Here is an 18,459-nt window from a genome sequence, read left to right as displayed (position 1 = left end):
GAATCGGCTTGCGAGAGAATCTTGGGCGCTACGATAATTTCGACAACGACAACGACAACGACAACGACAACGACAACGACAACGGTGCTGAGAACATTCCCTAATGGACTTGTTTGACTTACTAATGACCTGTTCCTTAGCCGCCGCACGCTTGATGCCCACCTACCGGGACTTGCTCCCACGCCGGTGCAGCGGGAACACGAGCAGATATCCAAGTGAACAATAAAGACGCTCGAGGCCTTTGGGGCCTGCTCCGACCGCTCATCTTCCGCCTCGACCCGGAGTTGGCCCACCGGCTCACGCTCGCGCTGCTCGGGCGCTGGTCCCGGGTCTTCGACGGGCGCCTGCCGGACCGGGACCCGGCGCGGCGGCCTGACTTGGCCCGCCGCCTGATGGGGCTCGAGTTCCCGAATCCCATCGGACTCGCGGCCGGCCTTGATAAGGAGGCGCAGGCGGTGCCCGCCTGGCAGCGTCTAGGCTTCGGCTTCATCGAGGTCGGCACCGTCACCGCCCGGCCCCAGCCCGGCAACCCGCGGCCACGGCTCTTTCGCCTGCCCGCGGATTTGGCCATCGTCAACCGCATGGGGTTCAACAACTCGGGCGCCGCGGCCATGCAGGTGCAGTTGGAACGGCTGCGCGCGCGCGGCCTGCCGCGGGTGCCCTTGGGTGTGAACCTGGGCAAGTCCAAGGTGACCCCGGCCGAACAGGCGGCGGCGGACTATCGCGAGAGTTTCGAGCGCCTGGGCGCACTGGCGGACTATGTGGTGGTCAATCTCTCCAGCCCGAACACCGAGGGGCTGCGGGCACTCCAGACGGTCACCGAGGTGCGGCGCATCGTCGCCGCCATCCAGGGCCCCAATCAGCGCCTCGCGCACCCCCGGCCCCTGCTGCTGAAGCTGGCACCGGATCTCACCGACCGCGACGCCATCGACTGCGCCCGCGCGGCCCTGGACGCCGGCTGCGCCGGGCTCGTCCTGACCAATACCAGCATCGACTTCGCGGGGCTGACCAGTCCCTCCGCCGGCTTGAGCGGCGGGCTCTCCGGCCGGCCCCTGTTTGCGCGCAGCACCCAGTTGCTCCAGACGGTGCGGACCGCGCTCGGGGCGGGGCCGGTGCTGATCGGGGTCGGCGGCATCATGGACGCGGCGGACGTGCGGGCCAAGCTCGCCGCCGGGGCCGACCTGGTGCAGGTCTATACCGGGCTCATCTACGGCGGACCCGGGTGGGTACGCTCCCTGTTGCGGGGGCTGCCCCGAGGCTGACGGGCTGGAGCCCTGTCCCGCCGGGATTGCGCACCGCGGCTCGCGGCTTCAGCCGGAAGCGGGCGCTGTCTCGGCGGGCCGCCGCCCCTGCGCAATGGCCAGCGGTTCTTGGGGCCGTCCCGCTTGCGCGTGACACCGCGCAGCAGACCGGGCGGGTATTCGCCGCGACCTCCCCGTAGCCCGGATAGAGCGCAACGGAATCCGGGAGCGGCCGCACGCATAAAGCGGTGAGGGGCGCGCCGATGCCGCTATGCAACAGCCGCACGGCATCAACGGTTTGCTGGGGCCCTTTCAGGCGCCTCCGTGTTACGCTTGAAGGAACTTGGTTTTCGACGAGCACACCGCAATGCCGCTGGACCGCCACGGGTTCTTGCAGTTCAAGTCACTCCTGCTGGGCCTGGATTGCTGGAACGATCCAAGCCAGCGCTGGGCCTTTCTGCTGGAAGCCTTTTGGGGCGAGGAATGGCTCAATCGGCTGCACCGGCACAGTGCGGGCGAAGAGGCCGCCGTGGAACTGGTCGAACTCCTCAATGGGCTGGAGTCGCGGAACCCCGATGGCTTGTCCCACGCCTGCACGCTGTTCACACGGATTCGCTCAAAGTTCGGCGCCTCCCCGACTGGTCGGGGGCCGGTGCTCACGCAGTTGGAGTTCGCCCTGTGCCGGGCGGATGCACCGATCCGCTCCGTCCTCTTCATCGCGGCCAATGCCGAGCACCAGGACCCGGACCTCGACCGGCTCCGCACTGACCTCGAGTACAAGGGGATCAGGGAGGCGCTGGGCCGTGCCGCCGGACCCGCGGCGCTCACCCTGCACGCCCCCGAGTTCGCCGCCCGGCCCGCGGATCTGACCCGCGCACTCCACGCCACCCAGCCCGGCGTCGTACACTTTTCCGGGCACGGTGAAGGCGTCACGGGCCTCTATTTCGAGGATGGTCCAGGCCCGGCACGCCTGGTGTCGGGCGATGCCCTGGCGAGCGTTTTCCGGCTGTTCAAACACTGCGTCAAGGTGGTGGTGCTGAACGCCTGCTACAGCGAGCCCCAGGCCAAGGCCATCGCCGCCGACATCGACTATGTCATCGGCACTGCGGGTGCAATCGGCGACGCCGCGGCACTCGCATTCTCCGCCGGCTTCTACCAGGCACTCGCCGCGGGCCGGGGCGTCGCGGATGCCTTTCAGGCCGGCTGCGCCCAGGTCCGTCTGGAGGGTCTCCCCGAGCACGCGATGCCGGTGCTCATGCGCGGACCCGCAGCGGTGACTACCGGTGCCTGACCGTTGCCGCGAGGACCGCCGCCCATGGCCCTGACGCCCGCCGCCTACAAGGTCTTCAAGCGGCTCCTGATGGGGCTACCGTCCTGGTCGGATGAGGACAAGCGAGAGTCCTTCATCAAGGATGCCCTCTGGGGACACGCGCTCCTCAACAGCATCCCCTGGAAGTTGGACGGCGACACCACCGCGACCAGGCTGCTCGAGCTCTGCGACCGCTCTGAGGTCTCCACCGGCGAGGGCAAATCCCCCCTCTGCGCCCTGCTCGCCGCGATCCGCGAGAAGGGTTGGGCCGATGCCGACCGGCTGGAAGCGCTCGCACGCGACCTGGGTTGCACCGCCCGCCGACCCGCCTGGCACCACGACCCCTATCCGGGCCTTCTGGCCCTGGACTGGTGGCAGGCGCCCATCTTCTTCGGCCGCCGCACTGAAACCGACGATCTGCTCCGGCGCCTGGCCACCGGGCAGGGCGGGCGCTTCCTGTTGGTGACCGGCGCCTCGGGCTCCGGCAAATCGTCCCTGGTGCGTGCCGGGGTCTGGGCCGCGCTGGCCGCGGGCACCGCCCCCGGTCTCCCGAACGCGCGCGACTGGCTCATCACCGCCATGTGCCCCGACGACCAGCGCGGGGCCGACCGGCGCAGTGACCCCTTCTGCGCCCTCACCAACAGCCTCAAGCAGCACCTGCGGCTCGGCTGGCTCACCCCGGGCAGCGAGGCCGAAACGCTCAAGGCGGAACCCGGCGCCTTCGCGAGCCTGCTCGGGCGTGCCCTCAAGGACCAGTCCGCGAGCGCGGAGTGGCTACTCATCCTCGACCAGATGGAAGAATTGTTCACCCCCGCCTGCGCGGACCTGCGCGAGCCCTTTCTGGACCTGTTGCTGCGGGCCGTCGCGGGGCCGCGGTTTCGCGTCATCGCGACCGTCCGCTCGGACTTCATCCCCAAATGCCTCGAACACCCCGGGCTGCTGGCCGTCCAGAACCGCGGCGGTTGCTACGGCGTGCGCACCCCCGGGCGCGAGGCCATGATCCAAATGGTCAAGGGACCGGTCGCGGACCTGAACCCGCCCCTGACCCTGGACCCGGACCTGGTCCGGCACCTGGTGGACGACGCCGACGCCCTGGCCGGGTCCGGTGGTCTCGCCCTGCTCGCCTTTGCCCTCGCGGACCTCTATGGGCAGTGCCGCGCGACCGGCCGCATGGACCTGGCCGCCTACCAGCATGCGGATTTCGGCGAGCTCAAGGGCGTCATCCGCAGCCGCGCGGACCAGGCCCTGGGGCGCGCGGGCGAGGCGGGCCGTGCCGCCCTGCCGCAGGTCTTCTCCCGCCTGCTGACCGTGCAGCCGGACGGCACCGCCACCCGCCGCCGGGAGGACCTGAGCCACTGGGCCGCGGACCCGGGGGCGCAGCGGCTCATTGCCGAGTTCACCGGCAAGGACACCCGCCTGCTGGTCCTGGGTTCGGACGACCGCCCGACCCTCGAGGTCGCCCACGAGGCCCTGCTGCGGGAGTGGCCGACGCTGGCCGCCTGGGTCCGGGACTATGGCCCGGCCCTGCGCCTGCGCGACAAGGTCGAGGAGGAGGCCAGCGCCTGGGCCGCCGCCGGCCGGCCGCGCCATCGGCTGTGGCGGCACGAGGTGCTGGAGCCCGCCCGCGCCCTGCTCGCGGAGGCGGACCTGCTGGAGCGGCTCGAAGCTGATCCGGATGCTGCGGGCTTTCTGATCCCCGAGGGCGAATGGCTGCTGGCCGAACTGCTGTGTGGGGAGACGGACCACGCGCGGCGGGAGGCGATCGGGATGCGGCTGTGCGAGATCGGCGACCCCCGCCCCGGTGTCGGCGTCATCGACGGGGTGCCGGATATCCTCTGGTGCGAGGTGCCGGGGGGTGAGGTCTTCATCGAAGATGCGGGTTCTTTCGCGGTCGCCCCCTTCCGCATCGCCGCCTATCCGGTGACCTATGCCCAGTACCGGGCCTTTCTCGACGCTGCAGACGGTTATCGCGATGTCTGCTGGTGGGTAGGACTCACGCAAGAGTCGGGACCCGGCCGACAACAGCGGCCCTATGCGAACTACCCCGCCGATCACGTCTCCTGGTATGAGGCGACGGCCTTCTGTCGCTGGCTGAGCGCGCGGCTGGGTCATGAGGTGCGGCTGCCGGACGAGTGGGAGTGGCAGTGGGCGGCGCAGAGCGCCCGGCCCGACTTCACCTACCCCTGGGGGTCCGAGTGGCGGGACGGGGTCGCAAACACCGACGAGGCCGGGATTGGACGTACCACCGCGGTGGGGGTCTATCCAGGCGGAGGCAGCCGGCAGGGTGTTTACGACCTCTGCGGAAACGTTGTTGAGTGGTGCAGGAACCAATATTCACAACGCCAGGACAGGGGCACGGCCGAAACCGGGACGCGGGTGGTGCGCGGCGGCTCTTGGGGCCTCGTCCTGCACCTCGCGCGCGCGGTCGCCCGCCTCGGCCGCGGTCCGCGCAGCCGCTACGGCAGCCTTGGCTTGCGTGTCTTGTGCGTCTCCCCCATTCACTGACCACTCCAAGGCTTCAGCCTTGGGTGCCGCGCCAAGGCTGAAGCCTTGGACTCCAGTGCGCTCGGACGCCGCCTCTCAGGTCAGCGCCTCATAGATCGCCAGGGCGACCTTCGGATCATCCAGATAACCGACGATGCCATGGCGGTTGTCGGTATGGTTCTTGACCTTGCCATAGTTGGTCACCGCCGGGGTGACCGGGAAGTTTTTCTTGTCCAAGGGATAGAGGGCCACGACGTCCCGGTCGTCGTAGGCGTTGTACCAGGCCTTGGCGGGTGTGGGGAACTTGAGCGGCCGGAATTGATCGCGGATCGGGCGCACGCCGAGCGGGCAGCCGACGGTGAGGTAGAGCGGGACCTTGAGCGTCCGGGGGTCCTCGCGCAGGACGCTGTAGCCGACCACCGATCCCAGCGAGTGGCCGACCACGACCATCGGTTCGGTGTCGGTCAGGTCCGCGGCGACGATCTTGTTGATCTCGCTCTTGACGCCGGCGCGGCTCGTGTAGAGATAGACGTCGCGCGTGAAGGTCTCCAGGGCCTTGTCGCTGATCCCCGGGGTGTGGGTGTCGAGTGCACGGAAGATCGCCTGCACCCATTCCCAGTTCTGGGGTCCCTTGGGCTTGGGGTTGGCGCCGTACTCGGCATTGATCTGCTGATCGGTGATACCGGCGCCTTGGCGCAGGGCCTCGGCCATCGCCGCCTCGAAGGCCAGGAAGTCCGCATCTACCTCACCCCCGCGGGTATTGAGGTCGTCCGTGAGGGGCACCGCGGATGCCTTGGTGAATGCATCGAGCCGATCGCCGTAGAAGGGCAGCCGGACCTCGACGGCGGCGGGCAGGGACAGGCCGGTCTGGGCGAGCCCTTTATTCAGTGCCCCCAGCCATTCGTGCCTGAGTGCCGAAGGGTCCTTGCCCTGCTGGCTACGCCCATGAATGAAGACGAGTCTCATGTCAGTTCCCCCTGGTGAAAGGCCGCCTCGATGATGTCCATCCCCGCGGACTCGAAGGTCGTCCACAGGGCGGACCGCAACTGTTCGCCGGCCGCGGCGAGGGCCGGCGGTAAGTGCACGCCCTTGACCCGCAGCAGACCCCAGCCCTGGGTGAGCATGGGGCAGCCCGGTACCGCCCCCGCGGTCCTGTCGGACAGGGTGCCCGCCAGCATGGCGATGTCGAAGAGATCGCCGCCGAGATCCCGGCGCAGGTACTCCTGCATCGAGCGGATGCGCTCACGCAGGCCGGCGTCCGAGTAGGCGTAGGCGGCATAGAGTCCCAGGGTCGGGTCGACGCACTTCAAATAGCGGATCTCGTCGGCCACGGCGGCGGCCCGTTCCCGCTCCACCTGGAAGACACCCAGACCGGCGGCGGCGGCGACGAGGGCGCGCTGGCGCTCCAGGCGCGGGCGCTGCTGTTGATAGTCGGCCCAGCGCCGGTTGTTGTCCGCGGGGACATAGTTGAGGTTCATGACGCGCCCGCCATCGACGACCAGGCTCCCGACGAACCCGTTCAGCGCCGCGATCAGGGTCCCGCTCCCATCGGCGAAGCGCAGGATCAGGCTGCCCGTCGGCTGCGCGCCGGGGTGGACCCGCACCAGCGCGGGAGCGCCTGGGCGGCCCGGGGTCACCACCTCGGCGCCGATGCCGATCCCATAGGCTGCTGCGACCTCGGCCCCGACGACGGCGAAACCGGTTTGGGTTTCAAAGTGGGCCGGTGTGTCCGCTCGCTCGACCACGGCGAGCGAAGCGTCGAAGGCGGAACGCGCCGGTGTGTCCTGCATCGCGATGGAGAAAGACGCGGCCGCCGGTCCGTTCTCCGCGCTGCGGCGCAGTTCAAAGCGCGCCACGTCGGCGACGCTCAAGACCGGCGGCATCGTCGGCGCTGCCAAGCCCCTGGTGGTGGCGCCGCGACGCCGCGCCGCGCGGCCCAAATAGCATGCTTCACCGGACTCCACGATCGACTGCGGCAACTGCCGAAGCCGGATAGCCTTGTCTTGGGCGAGTTGGTTCACCTCGCGCTTGAGGTAGGCCTTGAGGCCGCGGTTCGGTACGACCAGGACGGTCTTGCCCGCGACCGACAGGGTCCGAATCATGTCCGGGTCCGGCTGCTGGAAGGCCTTGAGGAAGCAGGTGGTGTAGATGCCTTCAAATTGCCCGGCGCTGTCCGGCAGCGGCATCTCCAGGGCCGGATCGCCGGGCAGGGTCGCAAGAAACCGGTCGACCTCGACCTCGACGCCCGCGGCGGCCCCCTGGTTGGGAAAGATCAGGCTGCCCCGCACCCGATCGGCCCGCAGGTCCTGTGGTACGGAGCGGCAGGCATCGGAGATGAAGACGACGCTGGGGATGCCGCACTCGCGGGCCAGCAGGGCGCTTTCGGCGAGGCTGACCGCCTGATTGGGGTCATCGGGCGCGCCGGACAGCATCCAGTGCTCGGAGCCGTTGTTGAGGAAGCCGTGGCCGGAGAAATAGACGACCAGTTGCTCAAGAGTCCCCTGGTCGACCAGCCCGGCGACCGCCTTGTAAAGGTCCGCGGCAGCGACGGGGCCTCGGGTGTCGAGAAACTTCTCGACGTGAAAGCCCTCCCGGCGTAGCCAGTCGGCCACCTTGACGGCGCCTGAGACGGCGGCGGCGAGGACCGGCAGGTTGCCGGTCTTGTTGACACCAATGACGATGGCGGCCTTGTTCATGCTGCTCACTCCTCTTGTCCGCTTAAGGCTAGCACAGGTGCGTGACGGCGCCGCTCCCCGCCGGGCTCACCGGGTGCGATTAGATCTGATGTGTTAACGCACATGTCGTAGGGTACGCATCGCGTCCCCGCCAAGCTGCCACGACCGCCGGAGCCGGGTACGCGATGCGTACCCTACAGCTACAGCGACCGGACGTTCTCACGGACCGGGAGTCGTTGTCGTAATCGTGGTCGGATTATTCGATTACGACAACGACAACGACAGCGTACTCGGGATCTCGGCCACGACATCAGTTCGGATCGCACCCGGGCTCACCCGCCGCTGGGAGACCGACGTCGCCAAGGCCGAAGCCTCGGACTCCTGATCCTCTGCAAACCGCGGCTACTTGTCGAATACCTGCTGCCGAACCCTCAATCCAGGCTGACCTGCACCTGCGCCGCGACCCGCAGTGCCTTGGCCTTGGCCTCTTCGATGTCCGCCCCGCGGGCCAGGGCAACCCCCATCCGCCGCCGCCCGTGGACCTGGGGCTTGCCGAAGAGGCGCAGGTCCGTCCCCGGTTCGGCCAGGGCGGCGGCGAGGTTGCCGAAGCGCGGCTGGTCGGACTCGCCCTCGACCAGGATCACGGCGGAGGCGGCGGGGCCGAGCTGGCGGATCGCCGGGATCGGCAGGCCCAGGATGGCGCGGGCGTGCAGCGCGAATTGGGACAGGTCCTGGGAGATAAGGGTAACCATGCCGGTGTCGTGGGGGCGCGGCGAGACCTCGCTGAAGATGACCTCCTCGCCGCGCACGAACAGCTCCACGCCGAAGATGCCGCGCCCACCCAGGGCCTGCGTCACCTGGCCGGCAATCTCCCGGGCGCGCGCCAGGGCGGCGTCGGTCATGGGCTGGGGCTGCCAGGATTCGCGATAGTCGCCGTCCTCCTGGCGATGCCCGATGGGCTCGCAGAAGCTGGTGCCGTCGCGGTGGCGCACCGTGAGCAGGGTGATCTCGTAGTCGAAGGGGATGAAGCCCTCGACGATGAGCCGCCCCGCACCGCTGCGCCCGCCGCCCCGGGCATAGTCCCAGGCGTCGCCGATCTCCTCGGGGAAGCGGACCAGGCTCTGGCCCTTGCCGGAGGAGCTCATGATGGGCTTGACCACACAGGGCAGGCCGATGTCGGCGAGCGCGATGCCGAACTCCTCCGGGGTGTCGGCGAAGCGGTAGGGGGAGGTGGGGATGCCCAGTTCCTCGGCCACCAGCCGACGGATGCCCTCCCGGTTCATGGTCAGGCGCGCGGCGCGGGCGGTGGGGATCACGGTGAAGCCCTCGGACTCCAGCGCGACCAGGGTATCGGTGGCGATCGCCTCGATCTCCGGGACCACATAGTCCGGGCGCTCCAGTTCGATCACCCGCCGCAGTTCGGCCCCGTCCAGCATGGAGAAGCTGTAGGCGCGATCGGCGACCTGCATGGCGGGGGCATGGGGGTAGCGGTCGCAGGCGATGACCTCGACACCGAGACGTTTGAGCTCGATGACGACTTCCTTGCCGAGTTCGCCCGCGCCGCACAGCAGGACCTTGACGGCGGTGGGGGTAAAGGGGGTTCCGATGGTAGGCATGGGGGCTGTTCTCTATGTCATTCGCGGTGTTGCGTGGCCGGCTTCGGACGCTTGCGGCGCCCGGCGGCGCGGCTCAATCCAACCGATACTGCTTCTCGACCGCCTCCTGGATCTCCCAGGTGCAGGCGAGCCCGGCCGGGAAGCGGATCAGGTCGCCGCGGGTGAAGGCCTGGGGGGTGCCGCCCTCGGGGGTGACCAGGAAGCGCCCGCGCAGGACATAGCAGGTCTCGGTCCTCGTATAGCGCCAGGGCAGGACGCCCGGCTCCCCGCGCCACAGCGGCCAGCCGTCGACCCCGATCACCTCCAGCTTGGCAGGCGATGGCTTATGTTCCACCAGGATTTCCAGGTCGTCCACGGAATGTTTCTCCAGGCTTGCGGGGTGCGGGCGCCGGTTCCCCGGCGCGGGCCCTTGATTGTGACGATGCCGCCGCGACTTTGCCACTTGCGCCGTGGTCCGCCCCTGCCGGTCGCTCCCTGGGCCCCGAGCGGTGTGTCTGGTGCCCGGCCGGCAGTGGAGCCTGAGCCGCGGTGCCCCCGCTCCCGCGCGCACGGGCGCAAGGCTGGCCAGGGCGCGGACCTCGAGCAAGCATCATTGACAGAGAACAGCAGCGGCGCATCACCCATGACCGCATCACTCGCCCCCCTCGGCACCCTCCTGCCGACGCGGGGGCCGCGCCTCACCGCGGCGGCATCCTGCACCGGCCGCTGGATCGCCTGGTCGGTCCCCGGGGCACCGCCCTGGACGCGGCGCCTGCAATTGGTCGGGGACCGGGCGCAGTTATGCCCACTGGGGGTGCGGGTCGCGCTCGATGGGCTGGCGCAGCGGCTCGCGGGGCCGGGACCGACTGATGTCTGAGCGCTGGTTTTTTGGCCTGTGGCCGGACCCGGCGACAGCACAGGCCCTGGCGGCACAGGCCAGGCCGCTGATCCCGCACGGCGTTCGCGCCGCCCATCCGCTCGATCTGCACCTGACGCTGCATTTCCTGGGTGAACTGACGCCGCAGCGGTTGCAGGCGGCACGACTGGCCGGGGACGCGGTGCAGGCCGCGCCTTTCGCCATGCGCATAGACCAGGCCGGCTGTTTCCCCCGGGCACAAGTGCTCTGGTGCGCGCCGACCCGGGCACCCGCCGCACTGTTCGACTTGGTGACCCGACTGGAACTGGCGCTCACCGGCCAGGGTTTCGTCCCGCAGACCCGACCCTATCGTGCGCACCTCACCCTTGCGCGCAGGTTTCGCGGTACTGCGTCGTTGGATTGGGGACTGCCGGTGGAGTGGGAGGCCCGGGAGTTCGTCCTCGCTCGCGGGCGCGACGGACAGGTCCCGCGCTATGCGGCGGCGCACCGCTGGTCGCTCGGGGCTGGGCCCTGAGGGCCATGATTTCACCCGGATCTCAAGCCAGGAACATGACCACCTAAACCAGCCCTGGTGCTTGCAAACCGGCCGCGTGCCTCCCATTGAGGACCGGTGAAGACAGTCTCCCGTCCCATCCAGGCCGACCTCAGGGGTAAGCAGCGCGTATGACCGCCGACCGGAACCAAGACTTGCGGGACGAACTGACCGAGCGCGTGCGCGCCGCGGCCGCCGCCGGCCGCCCCCTCGCGCTGCGCGGCGCCGACACCAAGACCTTCCTCGGTCGGGTGGCGACGGGCGAACCCCTGGCACTGTGCGGGCACGCCGGGATCATCGACTATCAACCCAAGGAGCTGGTCATCACCGCCCGCGGCGGGACCAGGCTCGACGCCATCGAGGCCGTGCTCGCCGCGGCGGGCCAGCAACTTCCCTTCGAGCCGCCGCGCCTGGGGGCCGGCGCCACGCTGGGCGGCACCATCGCCTGCGGCCTCTCCGGGCCCGCCCGCCCTTACGCCGGCGCCGCCCGGGACCTGGTGCTGGGCGCCCGGGTACTGACCGGCCGGGCCGAGGTCCTGCGCTTTGGCGGCGAGGTGATGAAGAACGTCGCCGGCTTCGACTGCTCCCGCCTCATGGTCGGCGCCTATGGCACGCTCGGGGTGCTCCTGGACCTGAGCCTCAAGGTCCTGCCCATCCCGCCCTGCACGACGACCCTGGTGCAGGGGTGCGACCAGGCGCAGGCCCTGGACCTGATGAACCGCTGGGCCGCCAGACCCTTGCCCATCACCGCCACCTGCTGGGCGGACAGCGGCGACGGCGGGCGCCTCTGGGTGCGACTGGCCGGCGCCGCGCAGGGGGTCCGGGCGGCGTGCTCCGTCATCGGCGGCGAGCCCCTGCCGGACGCGGAGGCCGCGGCCTTCTGGGCTGGACAGATCCGTGAGCAGCAGCACGGATTCTTCGGCGGGGACCTGCCCCTGTGGCGGATCGGCCTCCCCCGGGCCCTTCCACCCCTGGACCTGCCGGGCCCCCAACTCCTTGAGTGGGGCGGTGCCCAGCGCTGGCTGCGCAGCGCCGCCCCGCCCGCGGTCATCCGCGCCCTGGTCACCCCCGTCGGCGGACACGCCACCCTGTTTCGGGGCGGCGAGCGCACCGGCGCGGTCTTCCAACCCCTGCCGGAGCCGCTGATGGCACTGCACCGCAACCTCAAACACGCCTTCGACCCCCAGGGCATCCTCAACCCCGGGCGGCTGTACCCGGAGCTTTGACGTGCAGACCCAGATACTTGCGCAGTTCCTGGCCACCCCCGCGGGCCGCGAGGCGGACGCCATCCTACGCAGTTGCGTGCATTGCGGCTTCTGCACCGCCACCTGCCCCACCTATCAACTGCTGGGCGATGAACTGGACGGGCCGCGCGGACGCATCTACCAGATCAAGCAGGTCCTGGAGGGTCAGACCCCGACCCGCATCACCCAGGGGCACCTGGACCGCTGCCTGGGCTGCCGCTCCTGCGAAACCACCTGCCCATCCGGCGTGCGCTATGCCCGCCTGGCGGACATCGGCCGGCACCTGGTGGACGAGCGCGTCGCCCGCCCCTGGACCCAACGGCTGCTGCGTGCCGCCCTGGTCGGCCTGGTGCCCCACCCGGCGCGCCTCGCCCCGCTGGTGCGGCTCGGTCGGTTGGTCCGGCCGCTGCTCCCGACCGCGCTCGCCGCCAAGGTCCCGCGGCCCCGCCCCGCCGGGGACTGGCCGGCGCCCCAGGGCCGCCGCCGCGTCCTGGCCCTGGCCGGTTGTGTCCAGGCCATCGCCACCCCGCTCACCAACACCGCCGCCGCCCGCGTCCTGGACCGCCTCGGCCTGGACCTGATCGAGGCCCCCCGGGCCGGCTGCTGCGGCGCCCTGGCCTATCACCTGGGGGCCCAGGCCCAGGGTCTGGACGCCATGCGCCGCAATATCGACGCCTGGTGGCCCGCGATCGAGTCCGGCTGCGAGGCCATCCTGATCACCGCCAGTGCCTGCGCGGCCACGGTCAAGGACTACGGGGACCTGCTGCGTGACGACCCAGCCTATGCCGAGCGCGCCGCCCGGGTCGCGTCCCTGGCCCGCGACCCCACCGAGTGGCTGTCCGCGGCGGACTTAAACCCGCTGGGCGCGCCAGGCCGCGGCCGACGCATCGCCTTCCACGCCCCCTGCAGCCTTCAGCACGGCCAGCAAATCAAGGGCCTGGCAGAATCCATCCTGACCCGGCTCGGCTTCGTCCTGACCCCGGTCCCCGACGCCCATCTGTGCTGCGGCTCCGCCGGCACCTACTCACTCACCCAGCCCGTGCTGTCCCGGCAATTGCAGGCCAACAAGGTCGCCGCGTTGGAGTCCGGCGCCCCGGAACTGATCGCCACCGCCAATATCGGCTGCCAACTGCACCTGGAGGCCGGGAGCCGGTTGCCGGTGGTCCATTGGCTGGAATTGCTGGATGGGGGCTGATACGGCGCGGGCGATGCCGCGTCGCACCCGCCGATTGGGTATCCGCGGTATTGCTTAGAGCAAGCCGGCGACGCGGACGTCTATGCCTGGGTCGGCCGGATACTTTAGAGCCGCAGCCTTGAGAAGCTCTGCGGCGCGACGGGGGGATGCAACGGGGGCGACTTGCCGAGAAAGTCGCGCAGCGACGCTGTGGGAGCGGCTTCAGCCGCGACGGGCCGCGGGGGCGCGGCGTCGGAGTTCGCCGCGGAGTCGTAGCGCGGCCGCAGGTCGCTCCCACAAGGAGTTTTCATGCCTACTATTGGTGACTCCGACTTCCGCGCTTCGCCGCCCGTGTCCTCGCCTTTTAAGCTTGTTCTCGGGTGCCCGCCTCCAGCGAACCGAAACGCGGATCTCCTCGGTTACCGCGCATTCTCAATGTCAGGCTCGACATGGCCTAGGACCCCGGGGAGCACCGACACCGCTCGCCGTAGCACGGTACCGAATTGTTGCCTGCCGGAGGGACAAACCCGTCGGCACTCACCCACCAAATCTTTCGGGGCTCAACACCTTCAAGGTCGGCTCCACCCGTTCCCTTTACACCTCGCCTGCTCATCAAGCCGACGCATCGACACGTCCGTTACCGTTCGCGCCGCAAGGCTCGATACTGGGCTCGCGGCTCACGATTACCCAGGTGGGATTTGCACCCACTAGACTACGCGACATTGCCAAGCCGCACTGTCCCCTATTGCCCCTTCGGTTCTGGGATTCCCAGTTCGTCAGTTACCCAGGCGACGACTTGGCGAAACACCGAATCCCATAACTCCGAATTTGACTCTGCCATCTTCGCGTATACATAGACGCGCTGAAAGTCAGCGAGCGCATCGTCATTTCGGCCGGCAGCCGTGTGTGCCTTGGCTCGATTTAGCAGAACGTATAGTAGCCCGCGAACGCTTTCGGGATCACCATTTGAGATCGCCAACCCTAACGAAGCCCACGCGAATGCATTGCCGCCTTTCTTGCCAGCGCTTCCCGTGCGTATGTGAGCCCAACATCCAATAGTCTTATCGAACTGATCCTGCTGCTGGTAACAGAATCCCAAATAGAACAGCAGCTGGACGACAGGCCGATTGATGTTGAGCTTGAAACCCTTCTCGTCCATCCGCATTGACACCACGCCTTGGAATTTGTCGCCGAATCGGGATCCAGCCGTTTCAAAGTGCATAAGGCTTTATCGTACGCCTGGTCCGCCATCTCGAGATGAGCCAAGCACCAAAAGATGACATAGTCGATGTCATGTTGAAGGTATCCTTCCGAGATCATTGTAAGGCTCCGGACCGGGAGGATATCCGTCTTGCCACTGTTATCGATATTCGGAAGAGCTGCATCCACCAAGGCCCATCGTAATTGGACATTTGTCGAAGCCTCAACTTGTTGATGTAAGCCGCTCAAGCCCCGAAGGGGCGTGACATACCAGCCCAGGGCAACGCCCTGGGTATGGCGGATAACAGACCCCAGCCCTGAAAGGGCGTGGCATAAGGAACCCCGCCGCTGCGTCACTCCCTTCCAGGGCTAGACCGAAAAAAAACGCTAACCCAGGTCTATTCGACCCCGTTGGGGTCGGTATGCAACATAAGGGGGAATGGGGCACTGGTACCGGCGCCAGCCCGGGGCGTTCCTGAATGCACTAAGCCCGAAGTCCCTGCCCCGGCCAACGACCGAGCCGATGACCGGCCAGTTCCAAGAGGCGTCAAACCAACGGCAACTCACCAGTCGCCAGTTTCATCGACCGGTTGACGCCACGCAACTGCCGCCGACATCCGGGCCTGCCCGCGAGCGGCTCGCCCGCCGCCCCTCAATGCCGCCGCCCAGGCCGATCGAACTGATAATTCTTGTCCGGATCACCGCCTTCCTGGACCGAGAAGCGGGCGAACAGCACCTGGTCCCCGGGCCGCAGTGACGCGAGGGTGCTGAGCCCCATGTCCAGGTCGCGGAAGTAGAAGGTGACGCCCAGCCGCTCCGCGACCGTGCAGGCGCCGTGGGCGAAACCGTAGTCTTTGAGCCAGAAGGCGGAGATCATCCGCCCTTCGCCCGTCCAGCCGGGCATGATCTGTTGCTGCATGGCCTCGAGCACGGTGCGGAACCGGGTCTTGATCGCCGCATCCTTGAGCGGCCGGCCGCGGTCGCGGAAGGCCTGATCGAGCGCCAGGACGTCGAAAAAATAGCCCATCGGCTGGTCGAAGTCGGTGGCTTGCACGAGCATGGACTTCAGGTGATCGATCTTGCCGGCGAGGTCGGTTGGCTTGGTCATGCGGCTGTCCCCGATTCATGGATATGGGCAGGATTCTATCGCGTCGGCGAGTGCCTCCGCGACCTGCGCCGACCGCGCTCAGTCCGGCGCCGCGGCGGCCCGTCCGAACCCCACCGGCAGGCGCCGGGCGCCCCAGGTGCCGGGGCGCGCCTCGAAGACCCCGGCGCAGGGGCTGCCGCAGGCGGCGCAGTGTCCGGTCGCGTCGAGCCCCCAGTGGCCGAGTTGGTACCAGTCCCGCTCGATCAACAGGGCCCCGCACCCGTGGCACCAGGTGCTGCCGCCCGCCGCGTCATGGCAGTTGCCGGTGTAGGCGTGGCGCACGCCGTTGCGCCGCGCGATCTCACGCGCCCGCTGCAAGGTCGCGGGCGGGGTGGGCGGGGCGTCGCGCAGCTTCCAGTCCGGGTGGAAGGCGGTGAAGTGCATGGGGACATCGACCCCCAGGTTGCCCACCACCCAGGCCGTCATGGCGTCGATCTCGGCCTCGCTGTCGTTGTAGCCGGGGATCAGCAGGGTGGTGAGCTCGAACCAGACCGTGGTCTCGTGGCGCAGGTAGCGCAGCGTCTCCAGGACCGGTGCCAGGTGGCCGCCGCAGACCTGGCGGTAGAACTCCTCCGTGAAGCCTTTGAGATCCACGTTGGCCGCGTCCATGGGCGCGAAGAAGGCCTCGCGCGCCCCCGGGCTCACGTAGCCCGCGGTCACGGCCACGTTGCGGATGCCCAGTTCCCGGCAGGCCAGCGCCGTGTCCACCGCGTACTCGAGGAAGGTCACCGGGTCGTTGTAGGTGTAGGCGACCGAGCGACAGCCCAGTTGCGCCGCGCGCCGGGCGATGGCCTGCGGACCGGCCGCGGCGGCCAGGGTGTCCTGGTCGCGGGACTTGCTCATGTCCCAGTTCTGGCAGAAGCGGCAGGCGAGGTTGCAGCCGGCGGTGCCGAAGGACAGGACCGGGGTGCCGGGAAGGAAGTGGTTGAGGGGCTTCTTCTCGATGGGGTCGACGCAAAAGCCGCTGGAGCGGCCATAGCCCTCCAGGACCAGGGCCCCGTCGCGGCAGCCGCGGACAAAGCAGAAGCCAAGCTGTCCCTCGCGCAACCGGCAGGCGCGCGGGCAGACCTCGCATTGCACCCGGCCGTCCGGGAGCGGGTGCCAGAACTGGGTGGGGTGGTTCGTCATGGTGAGCTACTCGTCGCGTGTGAAGCCGCCGGCCCGCACGCGCGGCCGGCGACGCGGACAAGGTTGGGGACGGGGAGAAGGTCCCTTCCTGTAGAGTAAGGATAGGCTATGCGCCGCGGCGCGGCGGTCGGCGGCGGCGCAGCCTCGCTATAATGACGGTAGAACGCCCGTCTCGTCGGGCACCACGCGAGGGACACTCCCATGTCGATCGATCGTCAACCGGCCGTTGCCGGGGCCTTCTATCCGGCCAATCCAGCCGTCCTGGGGCGCCAGGTCGATGACCTCTTGGCCGGCGTCGCGGACAGCGGCGCCCAGCCGCACCCCAAGGCCCTGATCGCGCCCCACGCGGGCTACCAATACTCGGGGCCCATCGCGGCCAGCGCCTATGCCCAACTCGCCCCCATCGCCGCGCGCATCCGCCGGGTGGTGCTGCTGGGCCCGGCCCACCGGCTGCCCTTTCGCGGCATCGCCTATCCGGGCGCGGACCGCCTGCTGACCCCGCTCGGTGCGGTGGGCCTGGACCGGGAGGCCCTGGCGGGGCTTGCCGACCTGCCCCAGGTCCTGCGCCTGGACGCCGCCTTCGACGGCGAGCACTGCCTGGAGGTCCAGTTGCCCTTCCTCCAGCGGCTGCTTGGCGACTTCCGCGTGGTGCCCCTGATCGTCGGCGCCGTTGAGACTGAGGCGGTGGCGGAGGTGATCGACCGGCTCTGGGGCGGGGACGAGACCCTGATCGTCATCAGCTCCGATCTCAGTCACTATCACGATTATGCCACCGCGACCCGGCTCGACCGGGCGACCACCCGGGCGATCGAGCACCTGGAACCCGCGGCCCTCGACCACCACGCGGCCTGCGGGGCCACGCCGCTCGCCGGGCTGCTGGTGGCCGCGCGCCGCCGCGCAATGCAGGTGCGCACCCTGGACCTGCGTAACTCTGGTGACACCGCCGGTCCCCGCGACCAGGTGGTGGGGTATGGTGCCTATGCCGTTTTCTGAACCCGCGACGCTGGACGCCGAGGCGCGACGGCTGCTGCTGGAGGTCGCCTGGGAGTCGCTGCGCCACGGCCTGGCCCGGGGCGCGCCTCTGACCCCGGACCCGGCGGACTTTCCCGAGCCCTTGCGGGCCCACCGGGCGGCCTTCGTCACCCTGAACCATTTCCACTCGCTGCGCGGCTGCATCGGCCACCTGGAGCCCTGTGCGCCGCTGGTCCTGGACGTGGCGGAGAATGCCTTCGCCGCGGCCTTCCGCGACCCGCGGTTTCCGCGGCTGGAGCCCTGGGAACTGGACGGCCTGACCCTGGACATCTCGGTCCTGTCCATCCCCGAGCCCATGCGCTTTCGCGACGAGCAGGACCTGCTGCGGCAACTGCGCCCCGGGGTCGACGGCCTGATCCTCGCCGACGGCGCAGCGCGCGGGACCTTTCTGCCGTCGGTCTGGGAGTCGCTGCCAACGCCAAGGGAGTTCCTCAACCATCTCAAGGGCAAGGCCGGACTTCCGGGCGGCTATTGGAGCCCGACCCTGCGGGTTTCGCGCTATCACACGGAGTCCTTTGGCGATTAACGCTATAGTAACGAGACAAGAACAAGTCAACCACAGACACAATCGTTGTCGTTGTCATTGTCGTTGTCGTTGTCGTAATCGGAGAAGCGATGTATACCCATCGTACTTGGTTTTTCGTTTCTCGTTTTTCGGAACGCGCTGTTTATAGTCTTCTGCGAGAAATTCCATATCTTTAAATTATAGCAAGGCGCTGAAAATAAAATGCTTTCTCATCTTTCAAACTATTGATGTTCTTGCAAGGTACTATAATCAGTTACAACGAAGACCGAAAAACAGAAAACTCAAAACCGTTCGG

Annotated in this window: 17 protein-coding genes; 10 read left to right on the top strand and 7 right to left on the bottom strand. The window is 68.6% G+C overall.

Annotated features, from left to right (window positions below; all coding sequences use genetic code 11):
- Positions 1–215 precede the first annotated feature (215 nt).
- From QZY48_RS16540 to QZY48_RS16530, 3 genes are all read left to right on the top strand, one after another.
- The gene (locus tag QZY48_RS16540; RefSeq protein ID WP_295432902.1) at positions 216–1,262 is read left to right on the top strand and encodes a quinone-dependent dihydroorotate dehydrogenase; all 1,047 of its coding nucleotides are present in this window, start codon (positions 216–218) and stop codon (positions 1,260–1,262) included.
- A 346-nt stretch (positions 1,263–1,608) separates the two neighbouring features.
- A complete protein-coding gene (locus QZY48_RS16535; protein WP_295432899.1) occupies positions 1,609–2,532 on the top strand; it encodes a CHAT domain-containing protein in 924 nt (307 codons plus the stop codon).
- Positions 2,533–2,556: 24 nt separating this feature from the next.
- Positions 2,557–5,055 carry an SUMF1/EgtB/PvdO family nonheme iron enzyme gene (locus QZY48_RS16530; protein WP_295432897.1) on the top strand — a complete coding sequence of 833 codons (2,499 nt, stop codon included), beginning with the start codon at positions 2,557–2,559 and terminating at the stop codon, positions 5,053–5,055.
- A gap of 75 nt (positions 5,056–5,130) precedes the next feature.
- Here the strand turns inward: QZY48_RS16530 and QZY48_RS16525 are convergent, their stop codons facing one another.
- Both QZY48_RS16525 and QZY48_RS16520 read right to left on the bottom strand, forming a co-directional pair.
- A complete protein-coding gene (locus tag QZY48_RS16525) occupies positions 5,131–6,000 on the bottom strand; it encodes a hypothetical protein (protein ID WP_295432894.1) in 870 nt (289 codons plus the stop codon).
- Positions 5,997–7,730 (bottom strand): caspase family protein, encoded by a 1,734-nt coding sequence (locus tag QZY48_RS16520; RefSeq protein ID WP_295432891.1) that lies wholly within the window; start codon positions 7,728–7,730, stop codon positions 5,997–5,999. The genes QZY48_RS16525 and QZY48_RS16520 overlap by 4 nt, the downstream gene beginning before the upstream one ends.
- 226 nt (positions 7,731–7,956) lie before the next feature.
- On the opposite strand from QZY48_RS16520, the gene QZY48_RS16515 reads away from it, so the two are divergent.
- Entirely contained in the window at positions 7,957–8,094 is a 138-nt protein-coding gene (locus QZY48_RS16515; RefSeq protein WP_295432888.1) for a hypothetical protein, read from the top strand.
- Positions 8,095–8,140: 46 nt separating this feature from the next.
- Here the strand turns inward: QZY48_RS16515 and purT are convergent, their stop codons facing one another.
- Positions 8,141–9,325 carry a formate-dependent phosphoribosylglycinamide formyltransferase gene (purT, locus tag QZY48_RS16510; RefSeq protein ID WP_295432886.1) on the bottom strand — a complete coding sequence of 395 codons (1,185 nt, stop codon included), beginning with the start codon at positions 9,323–9,325 and terminating at the stop codon, positions 8,141–8,143.
- A 73-nt stretch (positions 9,326–9,398) separates the two neighbouring features.
- Complete coding sequence (locus QZY48_RS16505) at positions 9,399–9,680, bottom strand: cupin domain-containing protein (RefSeq protein ID WP_100917620.1); 282 nt, start codon at positions 9,678–9,680, stop codon at positions 9,399–9,401.
- Positions 9,681–9,947: 267 nt separating this feature from the next.
- On the opposite strand from QZY48_RS16505, the gene QZY48_RS16500 reads away from it, so the two are divergent.
- From QZY48_RS16500 to glcF, 4 genes are all read left to right on the top strand, one after another.
- Positions 9,948–10,181, top strand: a complete 234-nt coding sequence (locus tag QZY48_RS16500) for a hypothetical protein (RefSeq protein ID WP_295432880.1) — start codon at positions 9,948–9,950, stop codon at positions 10,179–10,181.
- Entirely contained in the window at positions 10,174–10,695 is a 522-nt protein-coding gene (thpR, locus tag QZY48_RS16495) for an RNA 2',3'-cyclic phosphodiesterase (protein WP_295432877.1), read from the top strand. The genes QZY48_RS16500 and thpR overlap by 8 nt, the downstream gene beginning before the upstream one ends.
- A gap of 149 nt (positions 10,696–10,844) precedes the next feature.
- Positions 10,845–11,939, top strand: coding sequence for a glycolate oxidase subunit GlcE (gene glcE / locus QZY48_RS16490; RefSeq protein ID WP_295432873.1), 1,095 nt, complete (start codon positions 10,845–10,847; stop codon positions 11,937–11,939).
- 1 nt (position 11,940) lies between these two features.
- Positions 11,941–13,152, top strand: a complete 1,212-nt coding sequence (gene glcF / locus QZY48_RS16485; protein WP_295432871.1) for a glycolate oxidase subunit GlcF — start codon at positions 11,941–11,943, stop codon at positions 13,150–13,152.
- 721 nt (positions 13,153–13,873) lie between these two features.
- On the opposite strand, the gene QZY48_RS16480 is transcribed toward glcF, so the two are convergent.
- The 3 genes from QZY48_RS16480 to amrS form a co-directional block, all read right to left on the bottom strand.
- Positions 13,874–14,353 (bottom strand): hypothetical protein, encoded by a 480-nt coding sequence (locus tag QZY48_RS16480; protein WP_295432868.1) that lies wholly within the window; start codon positions 14,351–14,353, stop codon positions 13,874–13,876.
- A 630-nt stretch (positions 14,354–14,983) separates the two neighbouring features.
- On the bottom strand, positions 14,984–15,439 hold the full coding sequence (locus QZY48_RS16475; protein ID WP_295432864.1) for a hypothetical protein: 456 nt from the start codon (positions 15,437–15,439) through the stop codon (positions 14,984–14,986).
- 78 nt (positions 15,440–15,517) lie between these two features.
- Positions 15,518–16,606, bottom strand: a complete 1,089-nt coding sequence (amrS, locus tag QZY48_RS16470) for an AmmeMemoRadiSam system radical SAM enzyme (protein WP_295432862.1) — start codon at positions 16,604–16,606, stop codon at positions 15,518–15,520.
- Between the two features lie 201 nt (positions 16,607–16,807).
- Here amrS and amrB point away from each other — a divergent pair, with 201 nt between their 5' ends.
- Together amrB and amrA are read left to right on the top strand one after the other, a co-directional pair.
- Complete coding sequence (gene amrB / locus QZY48_RS16465) at positions 16,808–17,599, top strand: AmmeMemoRadiSam system protein B (protein WP_295432859.1); 792 nt, start codon at positions 16,808–16,810, stop codon at positions 17,597–17,599.
- A complete protein-coding gene (gene amrA / locus QZY48_RS16460) occupies positions 17,586–18,164 on the top strand; it encodes an AmmeMemoRadiSam system protein A (RefSeq protein WP_295432856.1) in 579 nt (192 codons plus the stop codon). The genes amrB and amrA overlap by 14 nt, the downstream gene beginning before the upstream one ends.
- The last annotated feature ends 295 nt before the right edge of the window (positions 18,165–18,459 follow it).

The organism is uncultured Thiodictyon sp., from assembly GCF_903828115.1.
In the GTDB taxonomy this organism is placed as follows: Bacteria; Pseudomonadota; Gammaproteobacteria; order Chromatiales; family Chromatiaceae; genus Thiodictyon.
Note: the sequence above shows the minus strand (reverse complement) of the source record. Positions and strands in the feature narration are given on the sequence as shown.

Coding starts and splice junctions, on each gene's coding strand:
- QZY48_RS16525 (WP_295432894.1), bottom strand. CDS start 6,000: ATGAGACTCGTCTTCATTCATGGGCGTAGCCAGCAGGGCAAGGACCCT.
- QZY48_RS16530 (WP_295432897.1), top strand. CDS start 2,557: ATGGCCCTGACGCCCGCCGCCTACAAGGTCTTCAAGCGGCTCCTGATG.
- QZY48_RS16520 (WP_295432891.1), bottom strand. CDS start 7,730: ATGAACAAGGCCGCCATCGTCATTGGTGTCAACAAGACCGGCAACCTG.
- glcE (WP_295432873.1), top strand. CDS start 10,845: ATGACCGCCGACCGGAACCAAGACTTGCGGGACGAACTGACCGAGCGC.
- purT (WP_295432886.1), bottom strand. CDS start 9,325: ATGCCTACCATCGGAACCCCCTTTACCCCCACCGCCGTCAAGGTCCTG.
- QZY48_RS16475 (WP_295432864.1), bottom strand. CDS start 15,439: ATGACCAAGCCAACCGACCTCGCCGGCAAGATCGATCACCTGAAGTCC.
- thpR (WP_295432877.1), top strand. CDS start 10,174: ATGTCTGAGCGCTGGTTTTTTGGCCTGTGGCCGGACCCGGCGACAGCA.
- QZY48_RS16500 (WP_295432880.1), top strand. CDS start 9,948: ATGACCGCATCACTCGCCCCCCTCGGCACCCTCCTGCCGACGCGGGGG.
- QZY48_RS16480 (WP_295432868.1), bottom strand. CDS start 14,353: ATGCACTTTGAAACGGCTGGATCCCGATTCGGCGACAAATTCCAAGGC.
- amrB (WP_295432859.1), top strand. CDS start 16,808: ATGTCGATCGATCGTCAACCGGCCGTTGCCGGGGCCTTCTATCCGGCC.
- QZY48_RS16535 (WP_295432899.1), top strand. CDS start 1,609: ATGCCGCTGGACCGCCACGGGTTCTTGCAGTTCAAGTCACTCCTGCTG.
- amrA (WP_295432856.1), top strand. CDS start 17,586: ATGCCGTTTTCTGAACCCGCGACGCTGGACGCCGAGGCGCGACGGCTG.
- amrS (WP_295432862.1), bottom strand. CDS start 16,606: ATGACGAACCACCCCACCCAGTTCTGGCACCCGCTCCCGGACGGCCGG.